The organism is Anaerotignum sp. MB30-C6 (assembly GCF_030908465.1).
In the GTDB taxonomy this organism is placed as follows: domain Bacteria; phylum Bacillota; class Clostridia; order Lachnospirales; family Anaerotignaceae; genus Chakrabartyella.
Map to the genome: position 1 here is coordinate 635,039 of NZ_CP133078.1, position 15,447 is coordinate 650,485.

Sequence of the window (15,447 nt, forward strand, 5' to 3'; positions counted from 1 at the left end):
AAATGGAGGTTGTTATGAGTAATAAACGACGAATAGTAATTATTTTAGTTATTGTTATTTGTATATTTCTGATCAAAAAAATAATAGATACACCTGTGTTAGCAGGTTCCTTTTATGGTACATATGCTTATGAAGGATATACAGTAAGCATTTTAGAAGATTGTGATGATTTTTATATCATGAACCAGATAAGTGATGTCTATATGAAGGGCAAGTACGAAAAAAAATCAGAGAATGTTTATTATTTATCGGGTAACAGCTTCCAAGGTCAGCAAATAACATTGAAAAATAGAGAATTTCATTTTATATTTGAAGAAGAGGAAATGACATTTAAAAAGATTTCTAATTCGGCTTTCTTAATAGAAGGAGTAGATGAGCTGGTGGAAAGGTATCAGCAAGAAAAGAAAGTGTAACTAATTGAAGACTTATGGAGGGGTAATGTTGATGTTATTCCTTGATCAATTGATACAGAACCACCCATTTCTATTTCGCATTTTAGGGACGATAATTCTTTTTTGGCTTTTTTGGATACCCTTTGGTGAACGGTCTATTCAAGGGCTGGGATAGCTAATTGAATATGTGAAAGAAAGTTGGAAGAACATGCCAAAGTAATGGCAACATGTGCTAAGCAAAACGCCCATCCTTCGGATGGGTGTTTTTTTGCCGAAAAATTGGAGGAAAATGAAGTTTTACCACTAGATATCGTAGAACAGTTGAATGTGGATAAAGACCTTATCTTCAAACAGTTTTGGCAGACTTAGGTGCAAATTCCTTGGATTTATTTCAGATTATTTCTGCGTTAAAAGAAACCTTTGATGGAGGATATATGGTAAATGATATGATACTTTTGGACTTAATGTCTTTTTTGGATACAAACCCTTTTTATAAGTATTTAATCTTATTTATGGTTATATTTCCTTTGGTTAAAAAGTTTGCAAATTATTTGGTGAAGATTTATATGGAACACAAAGATGATCATAAATGAAAACCTCTAATTCAGACAAATTAAGATTTTAGACAGTGATAATATTAAGATAGAATATTTAGAATGATGTTTCTGAAGTTTAAGATTTAGCAATGTGAAAAAATATCTGCCTAGATGGTGGATATTTTTTTGCCGAAAAAACCACCTTAAAGTTTTATAAATTTTTATCATTTTCTACTGACAAAAGGGGATAAATGGGTTATAGTATTGAAAGAAAATGAAGTTATCAGGAGGTTATAAAAATGGATGAATCAGTAGTAATGAATGTGATTGCAGAACAGTTGAATGTGGGTGTGGAAACGTTATCCCCAGAAACAGTTTTTGCAGATTTGGGTGCAGATTCCTTGGATTTATTTCAGATTATTTCTGCGTTAGAAGAAACTTTCGACATGGAATTTGAAAACGATGATGCAGAAAAAATCAAAACAATTGGTGATGCCATCACTTATATTAAAAATGTATTGGAGAACTAAGTATGAATCATTTAAATCTGGAAGAGTTCGAGCGAAAGATAGAGTACTCTTTTTCGGATAAAAGTCTGTTGGTTTTAGCATTGACCCATAGCTCTTATGCCAATGAAATGAAAAAGGGCAGCCACGAAAATAATGAACGCTTAGAATTCTTAGGCGATGCTGTTTTGGATATGGTGGTAAGTGAATATATGTATCGTTTTTTTCCTGAAATGCCTGAAGGTGAATTAACAAAACTACGGGCGGCCGTGGTCTGTGAGACATCCTTGGCATTCCTATCCCGCAAGCTGGGTTTGGGGCGTTGTATTTTGCTAGGGAAGGGCGAGGAGAGTACAGGGGGAAGAAATCGAGACTCTATTTTAGCCGATGCTTTTGAGGCCATTATCGGTGCAGTTTGTATTGATGGTGGAATCGAGGTGGCGAATCACTATGTGATGCGTTTTATGGAAGAGCAGATAGAGCATACAAAAAGCAATTTTAGAAGTTTGGATGGTAAAACGCATTTACAAGAGGTCATCCAAAAAATAAGCAAGATACCTTTGCAATATAAAATTGTGGACGAGCAGGGGCCTGACCACAATAAGCTTTTTGTAGCTGAAGTCACCCATGATGGGCGTCTTTTAGGTAAGGGCAGTGGCCGAAGTAAGAAAGAAGCAGAGCAAAATGCTGCAAATAACGCATTGGAGCATATGAACGGTTAATATCGGCATATGCTCGAGGGCGCTGTATAAAATACTCCGATGGTGTTTCTATCGGAGTTTTTTTATATATTATGAGTTGTTTTGTGGAATAGAGGTTACCTTTGTTCTAAAGAACTTACTACATTCATAAAACTTTTTAGAATGTATCGAATAAAGAAACTGATTTGGAGAGGCACTGAAAGCATAGTTTTTCCACAGGGGCCCTATAAAAGCATTGGTTTGTCTTTTTTTACACATAATATGGATGTAATGGCATTGACATCCTAAGCAGGTGGGCATACTATGGATAGACAGTGCCGAAAGGGAGGAATAAAAAAATGGGTAAGTTAGATGGATTAGGCGGGGACAAGGTATTTTATTACTTTGAAGAAATTTGCAAAATCCCCCATGGTAGTGAAAACGAAAAGGCTTTAAGCGATTATATCGTTGCTTTTGCCAAAGAGAGAGGGCTATATTGTCGTCAAGATGAGCATTATAATGTTTTGATTAAAAAGCCCGGTTCGAAGGGATATGAAGATGTGGCGCCCGTCATTATTCAAGGGCATATCGATATGGTCTGTGAGAAAAATGCAGGGAATGAGTTGGATTTTTTAACGGACCCCATAGAAATATATGTACAGGATGATTTTATTCACGCAAATGGAACAACTTTAGGTGCGGACAATGGCATTGCTGTTGCGTATATGCTGGCATTATTGGATGACAATACATTGGCGCATCCGCCAGTGGAGACAATTTTTACCGTTGAGGAAGAAATCGGCATGGGTGGTGCCAGAACTTTCGAGCCTTTCGATGTTGAAGGCAAGCGTTTCTTAAATATGGATACAGAGGAAGAGGGAGTTCTGCTTTCTGGTTGTGCTGGGGGCCGTCGAGCCAATGTATACTTACCAGCTGAACGCTGTGATAGTCCAGTCAGTAGAAAAGCATTTCAAATTTCCATTCGTGGATTAAAGGGTGGCCATTCAGGGGCGGATATTCATCTGCAAAGGGCCAATGCAAACTGTTTGCTCGGCAGGGTTTTATATCAGTTGAAAGAAAAAATAGACTTTTCCTTGGCTAGTGTGGATGGCGGAAATATGGACAATGCAATTTGCCGTGAAGCGGAGGCAGTTGTTCTAATTCCTAAGGAAGATGAGGAAAAGGCAAGAGAGATTTTATGGAAAGCAGAAAAAAGTTTTCAAGAGGAATATAATTCCTGTGAGTCGTCTATAACTATAACAATGGAGGCTTTGAAAGAGGAAGTTTTCAAAGTTTTGACGGAGGATACAAAAAATAAAGTAATTCATATTTTAATGCTTTTGCCCTATGGCGTCCAGACTATGAGTTTGGAAATGGATGGTCTAGTTGAAAGCTCCAGTAACATTGGTGTTTTAAAAACCACCCCAGAATATATCTGTTTTGACAATGCCGTTAGAAGTTCTGTGGAAAGCAGAAAGGAATTCATTTGTCAAAAGATCAAGTCTGTGGCAAATCTTTGTGGTGCTAAGGTTGAGGAAGTTAATGACTACCCCGGTTGGCGGTTTAATCCTGACTCTCCTATGCTAGAATTATTTGCAAAGACCTATCAGGAGAGGTATGGGAAAGAGGCAACCATTTCTGCCATTCATGCGGGGTTAGAATGTGGGCTTTTCTCGGAGAAAATTCCTAATTTAGATATGGTTTCCATCGGGCCAGAAATGTATGATGTCCATACACCCGACGAGCGACTGTCCATTTCTTCCACAATTCGTGTTTGGGAGTTTTTAAAAGAAGTATTAAAGCAAATGAATCATTAACAATAAAAGGATAGGTGAAACGATGCGGTTGCCTTGGAATAAAAAATATTTGGTTATCTCCTTTCATGTGATTTTCACAGTAGGTACTTTGGTGGTACTGGGGATGTTACTTTTTAAACTTTCTGAGGCGAAAAATGTCATAATACAGGCGGCGAGAGGTACCCTCGCCGTTTTTGCACCCCTTTTATTAGCGATTTTCTTTTCTGTTTTATTAGAGCCTGTTACTAATTTTTTTCAAAGACGTTATGAGTCCCGACTGTCAGCATTACAACGTAGTAAAATCAAAAACAGAAAAGTAGGAACAGCTGCAGCATATTTTACCCTAATAATTATTTTGGTGATTGGGGGAGGCTGGGCTGCCAAGGGCGTTGGAACAGCGGATATAGAAGGGCTGGCAGAACAGCTGGCTGCTTTTGTTCAAAAAGTGGGGGATCTTTTGGTTTTGCTCAATCTTAAGCTTGCGGAGCTTGGGATTTTACAAAATGTTGAAGGGATTTTATCGGCATGGACAGAAAGTGCAACCCTATGGATTCAGAAGAAGGTCATGGGCATTGCGGGCTATATTCCTAAAGTTGGTAGTAGTTTAGTGGATATTGTTGTGGGACTTACGGCGGCCTTCTATTTTCTCATGGAAAAAGAGAGAATATTGGATTTTTGTAAGGATGCATCTTTCGTTTTTTTCGGCGAAAAAGCCACGAGGCGCATCCGCAGGGTATGTAGGGAAGTGGATAATGTGGTGATGGGGTATTTAGGAGGGCAATTGACAGATGCGGCGATTATGGGCGTGCTGTTTTCCGCTGCCTTTACGATTGTAGGGTTACCCTACGGCGTTGTCTTAGGATTAATTTCAGGTTTTTCTAATTTGATACCTTATTTTGGGGCGATTATGGCCTTTGTTTTGGCGGTGCTGTCGGGCCTACTTAGTGGTGAACCTGTTCGTGCATTATATGCCTCTATTCTTATTTTAATTTTACAACAAATTGATAGTGTGTACATTGTTCCAAAAGTTGTTGGAAAAAAAGTGGAGATGCATCCAGTTTTGGTGTTGCTTTCTTTGGCAGTATTCGGAAGATTGTTTGGTTTCTGGGGACTTTTGGTAGCCGTACCCTTGGGGGCATTAATAAAAAGCTTTTTCTTTTGGCTAATGAACAAGAAACAAGAGAAAATTGGAAGTTGGAAGGAGCTTTAATAGACTTAGGAAATCCTCAACTTTTCACTGGGGATTTCCTTTTTTTGTGTGAAGAAAGATATTATGGGTGGCATATCATCACCAACCATAATATTTGGCAAAATAGAAAATACAAACAATCTGATTTTCTAACTCACTTTCAGTGGTTTTTTCATAAGGTGTATTTTCCGTTATTCTATAAATTGTAGAATTTGTTGGGTTGTCTAATGCCATCAGTCCCATATCTCGGTGGCTGTGGCTACCTTTGTTTTCATAGTAAAAGCACTGGTAGGATTACCAGATATGAAGACTGCACTTCGCAATGCACCTGTGGGCGTTAAAAAAATGTAACCAAAGCCCCTTCATTTCGGTTCTCCTTTCAAATGCACAAGAATTTAGTTTTTTAAATTATAACGCAATTTAAAACAGAAAAATTATACTTTTTTTCTTACGATTAATGTAAAATTAAAATATATTTTATATTATTTTAACTTTATAATAAATGAAATAATGCAAAGAAAGTAAATTCTTTTCGTGGAATTGTTTTATATTCACAATATACTTTTTAAGTAATAACAGATAGTTGATAAAAGGGAAATACTATATATTGAAAATTGGGTATGTATCGTGTATAATAATGTTTATTAGAATGGAAATATACTCGTTTGGGGTAAAAATAGAAAGGCGGTAATGTCGATGAAAGGTCTGGTTACAGAAGAAATCGGAAGTATGGTAAAGGTTCATATTATTCGTCAGGAAGCTTGTGGGCACTGCAAGGCTTGTTTATCTGGATATATGGAAAAAGATATGGATATAGATGCACAAAACCTTTGTGATGCGGAAGTGGGCGATTGGGTTGAATTGGAATTGCAGGAAAATGCATTTATGAATGCAGTTTTAATTAGTTATGGAATTCCCTTAGTTGGTTTTTTTGTAGGCTTATTTTTTGGTTATTTTGTTGTAAGCCCCTTAGTACCATTACCTGATAGCTTAGTATCATTCTTGATGGGATTCGCTGGCATTTTGGCTTGTTATGCATGGATTAGAAGCCAGAATGCAAGATGGGAAGCAGGAAGATATATGCCTATGGCAGTGCGTTTGACCACAGAGGGCTATGGAGTAACAGAATAAAAAAAGGAAAATGTAAAAGAAAGCGACCTTGAGAAGGGTTGCTTTTTTTATGGGTTTCATTAAAAATGTGCGTCAACTCTTATATATTCCACGTGGCTCATTTACATAATTTAGTTGTGAGCGTGCATAGGAAAAAAGTTTTAGTATTTAATACTCTCTTTCACTACTTCAATTAAAAACCAGATAAGGTGTGTTTTCTGAAAAATAGTCTACCACCCTGAACCATTGTCCTTTTTCATCATACTATGAGAGAAAGGGGTTGATTTTATGAAGGAGCGGGCTATGGTTCTTTGCGCTGAGGGTGAAAATTGCTCCCGGGCTATTTTACGGGCTGCGTCAGAACAATACGGTTTTCCTCTTTCCCAAGAATTGTTGGATAGCTGTAATGCAATCAGCGCAGGTTTTGGAGTTGGCGGAATGTGCAGCGCATTGGTAGCTGCGGTTATGATTTTAGGAATTCTATTTTCAGTTGATGAAGCAAAGCAAAAAAGTTTGCTTTTGTTTTGGCGGGTGCAGGAACGATGGAATTGTATTGACTGTTGCAGGCTTTCCGCCAACAGAGAGAATTGCAACGATTTAATCGGTGAAATCTCTGCTATCCTTGAGGAGATTATTAATGAATAAAATAAAAGCGGCATGAACAGGACTCTGTATACTGTCATGCCGTTTCTATTTGCTTTAGCTAAATAAAAGCCACCGCTTATAGCGACGAGAACGAAATGCTGCTTTTACCAATGCTGCCAACAAAGGTAAGGTTTGATGTTATAAGCCCATTTAGAGGTAGATTGCTAACCATACGCTTGGCGTGATAGTCATGATGATTCTTGGGTTTCCGTTGAAGTGTCTACTTCCGTAGGTTGATTCTCTTGGGTCTGATGAGAGGTATTTTCTGCAACTTGAATTTTATTATTTTCTTGTCTTTGCAGTTGTTGTTCCATATGTTGCATCTGAGCCATATGGGTGTTTTGTGCTTGTCGCAGTTGCTCATTTTCTTTCCGTAAGGATGCAAGTTCGGACTCCATACGGGAGACCTGTGCTTTCCACCTTGCATTCACAGAGGTTATTTCCTCGCTTCGTTGGGCAAGGAGGGCTGATAATTCCTCCATTTGCTGTTGCTGCACATCATAAAGTGGTGGGGACGGTTTGTTTTGTTGGTATGTTTCTTGACTAAAATGAATCCCTTGGGGTTGTGCCCCTTGTTGTAAAGGTATGGACTGAGGCTCTGATTCAAAGCCAACGGACTGAGCCTGCTCCCCTTTTTGGAAGTGGGGGGAGTGGGCCTGGGGCTTTGCTGAAGTTTGGCTTAAAATAAGGAAAGGGGAGTAGTTTCTTGACATATCTCCGTAGGTTTCCGTGGCATTTAATTCAGGGGAATCCCCACCTAAAAACTCCCCTTTTGTACATTGTGCAGGGAAGTTGCCTGTGTAACGTTCTACGGCTCCAAAGGTTGCACCGTTGTTGTCAGAAATACAGCGTAAAGGTTGCCCGTTTACCGTCCACATCAAAACCAATTTTCCTTTTTCTAAAAAAGCCAAGCAATTATCGCAGTTTAGGTCTTCCCACAGTACACGGGGGGTGCTAATTGCTGTGGTTTGTTTATACTGGTAAACCACTTGCATTCTAAACATGCCCCTCACAATATAAAAAATGTGGATACGTTCCGAATCATTTACGATAGAGATGTCAACATAGTTTGATGGAGACTGAATCATAGGGGTAAGGCTACCCATGGTATATGGAGAAAGGAGCATTTCTCGTGCGCTCCAAATATTTCTAGATGTTCTGTAATAAAGAATAATATGTTCTTTGCTTATGCGCCGTGCGAGAAAAATGGTTTTACCGAAGGGCATAAAGCGATCAATTTGATATGGTTTTTCCCATTGGCCATTGCGAAAAGCGGTGTAAACCAAAGAGTCTACGCCAGTGGACTCTGTTGGCAAATGATAGATAACATGGAAGGTCTCCTCATTTGGAATCATAAAAAACTTGGTTTTCCCCGAACTTGGTGCGCCACCCATCATAGGCCTATGGTCCCAGTTTGTGAAATCTCTGGAGGAAGCCATAAATAAATTTCCCTCCATAGTAGAATAAAGAACATGGCATACATCTTTAAAATGACAAATTGAGAAGGTGGGGGTAGTCCGTTCTGCTAAAGTTTGGGGGCTAGACCAGCCTGCGTTTGTATGTGTGCGCAGGAGCAGGGTATTATTTTCGTGATAAAAGAGACAAAAATAGCCATTAGGCATTTTTAGATATTTTACATTGGGGTTTTGCATAGTAACGCTCCCTTAAATTTTTTATCAGTTTATGCAAGAGGAGATGGAAAAAGAATATAAGAAAGAATATTGTATTTTTGGAACGACCATATTTTAAGAAAAAAGTCATTTCTTTCGCTGGGTTTGTTTGGTAACATAGAAAGAGATTATTCAAATGATGGAACATAGAAAAGAGGGAGCGTATGAGACAAAGCTTTTTTCAGTGGATGATTATGGTGATAATTGGAATTATGACTTCCTCCGTTGCGTTCGGTGCAGAGGGCGGGCTAAGGGCTGTTCCCACGGGAAACAAAGTGTTTTTAGTTAATCATGAGGGGGAAAATGAAATAAGCAATTTTTGTTACACAATACAGGGGCAAAATTATATCCGCCTTCGGGATGTAGCAAGTCTCATGGGTTTTAAGGTGGAGTGGAATGAGAAAGAAAAGGAAATACAAATTTCTATGAATGAAAAGGTGGGCCCTCCTTTACTGAGGGAAGGTATTAGGAGAGAAGAAATAAACCCTCTGCCAATAGAACAAAGGGTGAGGATAGATGGGGAAAGCAAGGAGTTGTCGGGTTACCTTATCGATGGATTTGCTTATTTTGCCGTTAGAGATATGGCAATATTGTTAGATTACTCTTGTCAATGGGATGATAAGTCAAAGGCTGTGACTTTACAAAAGAATGCATCTGATGAAAGTCAGTTGCCCAAAGTACCCCAAAATATGGATGAAATTCTTAAGATGTACCTTGGAAGGACTTCAGGCGAAGGGATTATTGCAACAAATAATATAACCTATATTCATGGCTCAAAGGACTACGGTTCTTTGGAAAAGTATATTCAGGAGAATTTTGATTCAAACTTTCAAATAAGGGACTATATCATTGAAGAAAATCCACCTGTAGGTACAACTACAGTGGATATTTCTAATAAAGAAGGTGGGGGAAATGCAACTCTCCCATTCAATACCCTTGAAATCCGTCTACAAGTCAAGGGATACATTGCTTTTTACGGGTACCGTGTAAAGGTATTTAGTGGATATGTGAAATACATAGAACCTGTGGGAGAATGGAACGAAGATTTTGATTTGTCAAAGGTAGAGGTACTTGAGTTTACTGATGAAGAACTGAAAGATATGGCGGTAAAAAAAGATGGGTTTAAAGGAGACTATGAGGTGAAGGAAGTTCGCATCCGAAGATATTTTGATATGAAGGATTTGAAAGTTAAGGCAAATGTGGAAACGGCTTATAAAAACCCACAAGGTCATTATTTTGTCACGACCCAGACTTTTAATTTGTGAGGGTTGAAGTGGTTTTACAGTTGTTGAATCTACCGAGTTTGATATACTACAAGACAAGATAAATTAGAAAGTTGGGAAGAAAGATGGAAGAAGTAAGATTTAGCATTGAAAGCATTATGGAGAAAGAAGATTACAGGCGATTTTTATATACGGCCACTTTTTTCAGGAATAAAATAGTAATTCCTTTGATTGGGCTGATTGCCCTTGTGGGGGCTATCATAATCAGCTGGAACTCTGAAGGAATCCATTGGGGGACAACTCTTATTGCTTGGATATTTCTTTTTATTCTGGCGATTGCAACCGTTTGTTTTAAAGTAGAGAGGAAAAATAAACGGCGGATTACTACGGATAAGACGGGGACGTTTGGCTCTGTCAGTCTTTTGAAGTTTTACGATGAGAAAGTGGAGATGAGAAAGTGGAGATGAGCAATGAGGCCTTAAAATCCAAAGGAGAATTAAGCTATAATCAGTTTTTTTCGGTGTTAGAGAGTAAAGATTATTTTATTTTCTATTTAACTGCAAATCAGGCATCTTTAATTCGTAAGAAAGATGTCCCTCAAGTAGATGAATTTAGAAAGTTTATTAAGGAGAAGTTCCAAAAGAAATTTAAGCATATTTAATTACATAATTAAGGCTGGCATCCGAGATACGACGTAATAGTGGATATATTAAATGGTTTATTAGAATCAAATTATGGTTTATTAGAATCAAATTTAATCACAAGAATGTGATTTGGAAAAAAATTAAATAGAAAGGTGGAGCAAAATGGAAGATGAAAAATTTTTTATAGTTAGTATTTTTGATAAAGGAGATTATAAGCAATATATGTATATCACATATTTTAGAAATAAAGGACTTCTTTTTTTGACTGTGTTGCTCGCCTTTTTGTGTAGTGTATATAGCAATTGGAAATCTGATGATCTTCATTTGTGGACAATCTTAAACTCTTGGTTATTTTTTACCATTTTCATAGTTTTGGGGTTTTGTTTGTATTTGGAAAGTATTTATAAACGTCGGATTGATACGGATACAATTGGATTATTTGGTTCAGTCAGGCTGCTGAAATTTTATGATGATAAAGTGGAAATGCTTGGTGAGGCATTAAATTCTAGGTTAGAAATAAACTATGACCAATTTTATTCTGTTCGGGAAAGCAAATACTATTATATGTTCTATCTTTCGCCATATCAGGTAGTATTAATCCCTAAAAGGGACATTGACCAATTGGATGAATTTAAAAAATTTATTGTTGAGAAGCTTGAAAAACGGTATAAATATATCTAATTAACGTAAAGAAAGGCTGTCATCGTTGTTGATGACAGCCTTTTGTTGTTTATTTGTTTTCGCTTTTCGCTTTAGATTCACAATATATACAACGATACACCCTATTTTCACGGTCTGTCAGTTTGAAAACATGGTTGATTTCTTGCTCCACAGAGGTGATGCACCGAGGATTTTTGCACTTGATTACGTTTGTCAATCTCTCGGGGAGCTGGGGATGGAATTTTTTTACCCTTTGCCCGTCTTTGATAATGTTAATTGTAATTTCAGGGTCGATATAACCTAAAACGTCTAAATCAAGGTCTAGGGATGCATCAATTTTGATGATATCTTTTTTACCGATTTTCCTACTGCAAGCGTTTTTTATCAGGGCGATGGAGCAGTCTAAGGCCTCCAAGTTTAAAAGGTGATAAATCTCCATTCCTTGGCCAGCGTTAATATGGTCAAGAACGATTCCGTTTCGGATAGATTCTATATGCATTTATTCCACCTCCAAAAGCTTTAAAATCAGTGCCATACGAATAAACTTTCCGTAAAGAACCTGCTTGAAATAACAAGCTCTGGGATCATCATCCACATCTACGGAAATTTCGTTGACACGGGGCAGGGGGTGCATAATACAAAGGTCAGACTTTGCCGTTGCCAGCTTTTCCTGATTCAGAATATAGCTGTCCTTCAAACGAACATAGTCCGCCTCGTTGAAGAAACGCTCTCTTTGAACACGAGTCATGTAGAGAATATCCAAAGTTGGGATAACATCTTCTAAGCTGGTTGTAACGGTGTATTTGATACCTTTTTTATCCAAAATATCCTTTATGATATATCCCGGTAGTTTTAATTCTTCAGGAGAGATTAGTACAAAGTGGATATTTTCATAACGGGATAAAGCATGAATTAAGGAATGCACCGTTCTGCCGAATTTTAAGTCCCCACAAAGTCCTACGGTTAAGTGGTCAAAATGTCCTTTTTCCCTTTGTATGGTCAAAAGATCGGTTAAGGTTTGGGTGGGGTGATTATGCCCACCGTCTCCTGCATTAATAATGGGGACAGAGGCATGCATAGATGCCACCATAGGCGCACCTTCTTTTGGATGACGCATAGCAATAATATCTGCGTAACAGCTTACGGTACGCACGGTATCTGAAACACTTTCCCCTTTGGAGGCAGAGCTGTTGTTTGCGGCGGAAAAGCCTAGAACATTACCGCCCAATTCCATCATAGCAGCCTCAAAGCTAAGCCTTGTACGGGTGGATGGTTCAAAAAACAGGGTAGCCAGTTTCTTGTAGCGGCATTTTTCTCTGTATTTGATGGGATTTTCAATAATATCATTGGCTGTATCAATTAAGCCGTCAATTTCTTCGATGGAAAGATCGACGATATCAATCAAGCTTCTCATCACACATCACTCCTCCAGCTTTCGTCGCTAGGGTTATTACGGAATGCAATCAATCTTTTAATATCTTCCTGTTTGATATAGCCTTCTTTTGCGGCAACTTCTGCCACAGCATCAAAGTCGGAAAGGCTGATGTTCTTCACATTTGCTTCAGCCAATCTATCCAGACCTTTTTGCATTCCATAAGTAAAGATGCTTACTACACCAAGAACCTCTGCACCAGCCTCACGGAGTACACTTACAACTTCAATCACACTGCCGCCAGTGGAAATCAAATCTTCCACAACAACAACCTTCTGGCCTTTTTCTAATCTGCCCTCGATTTGGTTGTTACGGCCGTGGTCTTTTGCACCGGAACGAACGTAGCCCATAGGTAAGCCTAAGATGTGAGCAGTAATTGCCGCATGGGCAATGCCTGCGGTGCTGGTGCCCATTAAAACTTCACATTCAGGATATTCTTTCTGAATGGTTTCTGCCAAAGCGTTTTCAATATGGGTTCTTACTTCTGGAGCGGTAAGGGTTAAGCGGTTATCGCAGTAAACGGGGCTTTTGATGCCGCTTGCCCATGTGAAGGGGTCTTCGGGGCGTAAAAATACTGCACCGATGGAAAGTAAGTCTTTTGCTATGAGATTTTTCATTACGCTTCGCCTCCTAAAAATTCTGTCAAACATCTTCTGTATGCGGCTACGGGGTCTGTGGCTTGGGTAATGGGGCGACCCACTACAATATAATCGGAGCCTAACTCTCTTGCCTTTTCGGGGGTAGCAATACGTACCTGATCCCCTGCGTCACCATCGGCAAAACGTACACCAGGAGTGATGGTAAGGAATTCTTCACCGCAAACATCTTTTACTCTTTTTGCTTCCCAAGGAGAGCAAACAACGCCGTCTAAGCCTGCAATTTTTGTATTTGCCGCATAGTGCATGACTGTTTCTTCTAGGGAACGGTTAATCAAAAGGTCATTTTGCATTCTTTCTTCACTAGTGGAAGTAAGCTGAGTTACGGCGATTAATAAGCCACGGCTACTATCTTTTTTTGTAAAGCCTTCTAATGCCGCTTCCATCATAGCGATAGTTCCAGAAGCATGTACGTTACATAAGTCTACATCCAAATCGGATAAAACGGAGATTGCTTTTTTCACTGTATTGGGGATATCGTGAAGCTTTAAATCCAAAAAGATTTTATGACCTCTTGCCTTAATTTCCTTCACGATGGCAGGGCCTTCTGCGTAGAAAAGTTCCATGCCGATTTTCAAGAAAGGTCTTTCCTCTTTGAAGTTTTCTAAAAAAGCCATTAAATCGGCTTTGCTATTAAAATCGCAAGCGATGATTACGTCTTTACTCATTTATGGGCACCTCCGATGATATCGTTTAAGTCTGTGATTCCGTATTTCTTCATTACTCTAGGTAAGTCTTCAATGATGTTTTTACAAGCAAAGGGCTCCACCAAGTTTGCGGCACCAACCTGTACCGCAGTCGCCCCAGCAAGCATCATTTCCAGCACATCCTCAGCGGAGGATACACCGCCCATGCCGATGACAGGGATTTTTACCGCTTCATAAACCTGATACACCATACGTACTGCCACAGGGAAGATGGCACTGCCTGAAAATCCACCCATGGTATTTGCGATAGCAGGCTTGGCTGTTTTCAGGTCGATTCGCATTCCCATTAGGGTGTTAATCAAGCTGATGCCATCAGCACCTGCTTCTTCACATGCTTTAGCTATGGATGCGATGTCTGTTACGTTGGGGCTAAGTTTGATATAAACAGGCTTTGAGGTTACTGCTTTTACGGCACGGGTTACCTCAGCCGCCGCCTCTGGGCTTGTACCAAAGCTCATGCCGCCATGATGTACGTTGGGACAGCTTACATTAACCTCAATAATGCCTACTTGGTCTTCTTTATTGATTTTTTCACAGCAATAAACATATTCGTCTACGGAGAAACCGCTAATGTTTGCAATAACGGGTTTATGAAAAACTTCTCTCATTTTCGGCAGTTCTTCGCTGATTACTTTTTCTATCCCAGGGTTTTGTAAGCCTACGGAATTAATTAGCCCCCCTGTGCATTCTGCAATTCTTGGGGTAGGGTTTCCGAAACGGGGTTCTCTTGTTGTACCTTTAAAGGAAAAGGAACCTAACATATTTATGTCGTAATACTCCGCAAATTCATAGCCGTAGCCAAAGGTACCGCTGGCGGGTATGACGGGGTTATCAAGGGTAATACCGCTTAATGTAACTTTTGTATTTACCATATGATTTCCTCCTTTTCCAAAACGGGGCCATCTTTGCAGATACGTTTGTTGCCATATTTAGTTTCACAGGAACAGCCCATACAAGCGCCAAAGCCACAGCCCATTCTTTCCTCAAAACTCAGCTGTCCGCTGGTTGTAGTGCAGTCGGAAAGGGCTTTTAGCATGGGCTCGGGGCCACAAGTATAGAAATAAGTATAGTTTGAAAGGCTTTTTACGATATCTGTAACAAAGCCTTTTGTGCCGAGGGTGCCATCTGCTGTTGCCACGATGACTTCTACCCCGAGGCTTTCAAATTCTTCTACATAAAATGCCTCATCCTTCGTATTAAAGCCTAGAATAACAATTGGCTTTTTTCCTTCGTTAATGAGATTTTTTGCTAAGCGATACATAGGTGGTACACCAACACCCCCACCGATGAGCAAGGGGCGGTCACCGCTTTTTGTAGTATCATAGCCGTTTCCTAAGCCTGTTAAAATATCAAGACTTACAGAGGGTGCCATTTCACTCATAACTTCTGTACCTTTTCCTACTACCTTATATAGGATGGTTATGGTGTTCTCGTCGTAATCGCAGATGGAGAGAGGACGACGCAAGAACAAGCCGTCTAATTTTATATTTAAAAATTGCCCTGCCCCTGTGACGGCAGAGGTTTCCCCCTCAAGCACCATGCGGAACACGGTGCTTGTAAGGGATTCATTTTTTCTGATTGTAAATAAGGATTGTTTCAAG

At 39.3% G+C, this 15,447-nt stretch carries 19 protein-coding genes; 12 read left to right on the plus strand and 7 right to left on the minus strand.

Going from position 1 to position 15,447, the window contains the following annotated elements:
• Nucleotides 1-14: 14 nt before the first annotated feature.
• The 8 genes from RBQ60_RS03185 to RBQ60_RS03220 all read left to right on the plus strand — a co-directional run bounded on the left by RBQ60_RS03185 (nucleotide 15) and on the right by RBQ60_RS03220 (nucleotide 6,854).
• Nucleotides 15-413 (plus strand): hypothetical protein, encoded by a 399-nt coding sequence (locus RBQ60_RS03185; RefSeq protein ID WP_307885149.1) that lies wholly within the window; start codon nucleotides 15-17, stop codon nucleotides 411-413.
• A gap of 359 nt (nucleotides 414-772) precedes the next feature.
• Complete coding sequence (locus tag RBQ60_RS03190) at nucleotides 773-985, plus strand: hypothetical protein (protein ID WP_307885150.1); 213 nt, start codon at nucleotides 773-775, stop codon at nucleotides 983-985.
• 242 nt (nucleotides 986-1,227) lie between these two features.
• Nucleotides 1,228-1,458 carry an acyl carrier protein gene (gene acpP, locus RBQ60_RS03195; protein ID WP_307885151.1) on the plus strand — a complete coding sequence of 77 codons (231 nt, stop codon included), beginning with the start codon at nucleotides 1,228-1,230 and terminating at the stop codon, nucleotides 1,456-1,458.
• A 2-nt stretch (nucleotides 1,459-1,460) separates the two neighbouring features.
• A complete protein-coding gene (gene rnc, locus RBQ60_RS03200; protein ID WP_307885152.1) occupies nucleotides 1,461-2,156 on the plus strand; it encodes a ribonuclease III in 696 nt (231 codons plus the stop codon).
• Between the two features lie 317 nt (nucleotides 2,157-2,473).
• The gene (locus RBQ60_RS03205; RefSeq protein ID WP_307885153.1) at nucleotides 2,474-3,931 is read left to right on the plus strand and encodes an aminoacyl-histidine dipeptidase; all 1,458 of its coding nucleotides are present in this window, start codon (nucleotides 2,474-2,476) and stop codon (nucleotides 3,929-3,931) included.
• A 22-nt stretch (nucleotides 3,932-3,953) separates the two neighbouring features.
• On the plus strand, nucleotides 3,954-5,120 hold the full coding sequence (locus RBQ60_RS03210; protein WP_307885154.1) for an AI-2E family transporter: 1,167 nt from the start codon (nucleotides 3,954-3,956) through the stop codon (nucleotides 5,118-5,120).
• 675 nt (nucleotides 5,121-5,795) lie between these two features.
• Nucleotides 5,796-6,230, plus strand: coding sequence for a SoxR reducing system RseC family protein (locus RBQ60_RS03215; protein ID WP_307885155.1), 435 nt, complete (start codon nucleotides 5,796-5,798; stop codon nucleotides 6,228-6,230).
• Between the two features lie 267 nt (nucleotides 6,231-6,497).
• On the plus strand, nucleotides 6,498-6,854 hold the full coding sequence (locus tag RBQ60_RS03220) for a C-GCAxxG-C-C family (seleno)protein (RefSeq protein ID WP_307885156.1): 357 nt from the start codon (nucleotides 6,498-6,500) through the stop codon (nucleotides 6,852-6,854).
• Between the two features lie 188 nt (nucleotides 6,855-7,042).
• On the opposite strand, the gene RBQ60_RS03225 is transcribed toward RBQ60_RS03220, so the two are convergent.
• The gene (locus RBQ60_RS03225; protein ID WP_307885157.1) at nucleotides 7,043-8,293 is read right to left on the minus strand and encodes a hypothetical protein; all 1,251 of its coding nucleotides are present in this window, start codon (nucleotides 8,291-8,293) and stop codon (nucleotides 7,043-7,045) included.
• A gap of 395 nt (nucleotides 8,294-8,688) precedes the next feature.
• On the opposite strand from RBQ60_RS03225, the gene RBQ60_RS03230 reads away from it, so the two are divergent.
• The 4 genes from RBQ60_RS03230 (at nucleotide 8,689) to RBQ60_RS03245 (ending at nucleotide 11,072) form a co-directional block, all read left to right on the plus strand.
• Entirely contained in the window at nucleotides 8,689-9,789 is a 1,101-nt protein-coding gene (locus RBQ60_RS03230; protein ID WP_307885158.1) for a stalk domain-containing protein, read from the plus strand.
• Nucleotides 9,790-9,872: 83 nt separating this feature from the next.
• Nucleotides 9,873-10,214 (plus strand): hypothetical protein, encoded by a 342-nt coding sequence (locus RBQ60_RS03235; protein WP_307885159.1) that lies wholly within the window; start codon nucleotides 9,873-9,875, stop codon nucleotides 10,212-10,214.
• Nucleotides 10,211-10,408 (plus strand): YcxB family protein, encoded by a 198-nt coding sequence (locus RBQ60_RS03240; protein ID WP_307885969.1) that lies wholly within the window; start codon nucleotides 10,211-10,213, stop codon nucleotides 10,406-10,408. The genes RBQ60_RS03235 and RBQ60_RS03240 overlap by 4 nt, the downstream gene beginning before the upstream one ends.
• A 145-nt stretch (nucleotides 10,409-10,553) precedes the next feature.
• On the plus strand, nucleotides 10,554-11,072 hold the full coding sequence (locus tag RBQ60_RS03245) for a YcxB family protein (RefSeq protein ID WP_307885160.1): 519 nt from the start codon (nucleotides 10,554-10,556) through the stop codon (nucleotides 11,070-11,072).
• 49 nt (nucleotides 11,073-11,121) lie between these two features.
• On the opposite strand, the gene RBQ60_RS03250 is transcribed toward RBQ60_RS03245, so the two are convergent.
• Genes RBQ60_RS03250 through RBQ60_RS03275 form a run of 6 tightly spaced genes read right to left on the minus strand, consistent with a single transcriptional unit; the run spans nucleotide 11,122 to nucleotide 15,446 of the window.
• Nucleotides 11,122-11,550 (minus strand): aspartate carbamoyltransferase regulatory subunit, encoded by a 429-nt coding sequence (locus RBQ60_RS03250; RefSeq protein WP_307885161.1) that lies wholly within the window; start codon nucleotides 11,548-11,550, stop codon nucleotides 11,122-11,124.
• The gene (gene pyrB / locus RBQ60_RS03255) at nucleotides 11,551-12,465 is read right to left on the minus strand and encodes an aspartate carbamoyltransferase (RefSeq protein ID WP_307885970.1); all 915 of its coding nucleotides are present in this window, start codon (nucleotides 12,463-12,465) and stop codon (nucleotides 11,551-11,553) included.
• Nucleotides 12,465-13,100, minus strand: coding sequence for an orotate phosphoribosyltransferase (gene pyrE / locus RBQ60_RS03260; protein WP_307885162.1), 636 nt, complete (start codon nucleotides 13,098-13,100; stop codon nucleotides 12,465-12,467). The genes pyrB and pyrE overlap by 1 nt, the downstream gene beginning before the upstream one ends.
• Nucleotides 13,100-13,807 carry an orotidine-5'-phosphate decarboxylase gene (pyrF, locus tag RBQ60_RS03265; protein ID WP_307885163.1) on the minus strand — a complete coding sequence of 236 codons (708 nt, stop codon included), beginning with the start codon at nucleotides 13,805-13,807 and terminating at the stop codon, nucleotides 13,100-13,102. The genes pyrE and pyrF overlap by 1 nt, the downstream gene beginning before the upstream one ends.
• Nucleotides 13,804-14,718, minus strand: a complete 915-nt coding sequence (locus tag RBQ60_RS03270) for a dihydroorotate dehydrogenase (RefSeq protein WP_307885164.1) — start codon at nucleotides 14,716-14,718, stop codon at nucleotides 13,804-13,806. The genes pyrF and RBQ60_RS03270 overlap by 4 nt, the downstream gene beginning before the upstream one ends.
• Nucleotides 14,712-15,446 (minus strand): dihydroorotate dehydrogenase electron transfer subunit, encoded by a 735-nt coding sequence (locus RBQ60_RS03275; RefSeq protein WP_307885165.1) that lies wholly within the window; start codon nucleotides 15,444-15,446, stop codon nucleotides 14,712-14,714. Before RBQ60_RS03275 ends, RBQ60_RS03270 begins: the two co-directional genes overlap by 7 nt.
• Nucleotide 15,447: the final 1 nt, after the last annotated feature.

Excerpts from the sequence above, each read along its gene's own strand:
- RBQ60_RS03185 (WP_307885149.1), top strand. The coding sequence starts at position 15 with ATGAGTAATAAACGACGAATAGTAATTATTTTAGTTATTGTTATTTGT.
- acpP (WP_307885151.1), top strand. The coding sequence starts at position 1,228 with ATGGATGAATCAGTAGTAATGAATGTGATTGCAGAACAGTTGAATGTG.
- rnc (WP_307885152.1), top strand. The coding sequence starts at position 1,461 with ATGAATCATTTAAATCTGGAAGAGTTCGAGCGAAAGATAGAGTACTCT.
- RBQ60_RS03205 (WP_307885153.1), top strand. The coding sequence starts at position 2,474 with ATGGGTAAGTTAGATGGATTAGGCGGGGACAAGGTATTTTATTACTTT.
- RBQ60_RS03210 (WP_307885154.1), top strand. The coding sequence starts at position 3,954 with ATGCGGTTGCCTTGGAATAAAAAATATTTGGTTATCTCCTTTCATGTG.
- RBQ60_RS03215 (WP_307885155.1), top strand. The coding sequence starts at position 5,796 with ATGAAAGGTCTGGTTACAGAAGAAATCGGAAGTATGGTAAAGGTTCAT.
- RBQ60_RS03220 (WP_307885156.1), top strand. The coding sequence starts at position 6,498 with ATGAAGGAGCGGGCTATGGTTCTTTGCGCTGAGGGTGAAAATTGCTCC.
- RBQ60_RS03225 (WP_307885157.1), bottom strand. The coding sequence starts at position 8,293 with ATGGCTTCCTCCAGAGATTTCACAAACTGGGACCATAGGCCTATGATG.
- RBQ60_RS03230 (WP_307885158.1), top strand. The coding sequence starts at position 8,689 with ATGAGACAAAGCTTTTTTCAGTGGATGATTATGGTGATAATTGGAATT.
- RBQ60_RS03235 (WP_307885159.1), top strand. The coding sequence starts at position 9,873 with ATGGAAGAAGTAAGATTTAGCATTGAAAGCATTATGGAGAAAGAAGAT.
- RBQ60_RS03240 (WP_307885969.1), top strand. The coding sequence starts at position 10,211 with ATGAGCAATGAGGCCTTAAAATCCAAAGGAGAATTAAGCTATAATCAG.
- RBQ60_RS03245 (WP_307885160.1), top strand. The coding sequence starts at position 10,554 with ATGGAAGATGAAAAATTTTTTATAGTTAGTATTTTTGATAAAGGAGAT.
- RBQ60_RS03250 (WP_307885161.1), bottom strand. The coding sequence starts at position 11,550 with ATGCATATAGAATCTATCCGAAACGGAATCGTTCTTGACCATATTAAC.
- pyrB (WP_307885970.1), bottom strand. The coding sequence starts at position 12,465 with ATGAGAAGCTTGATTGATATCGTCGATCTTTCCATCGAAGAAATTGAC.
- pyrE (WP_307885162.1), bottom strand. The coding sequence starts at position 13,100 with ATGAAAAATCTCATAGCAAAAGACTTACTTTCCATCGGTGCAGTATTT.
- pyrF (WP_307885163.1), bottom strand. The coding sequence starts at position 13,807 with ATGAGTAAAGACGTAATCATCGCTTGCGATTTTAATAGCAAAGCCGAT.
- RBQ60_RS03270 (WP_307885164.1), bottom strand. The coding sequence starts at position 14,718 with ATGGTAAATACAAAAGTTACATTAAGCGGTATTACCCTTGATAACCCC.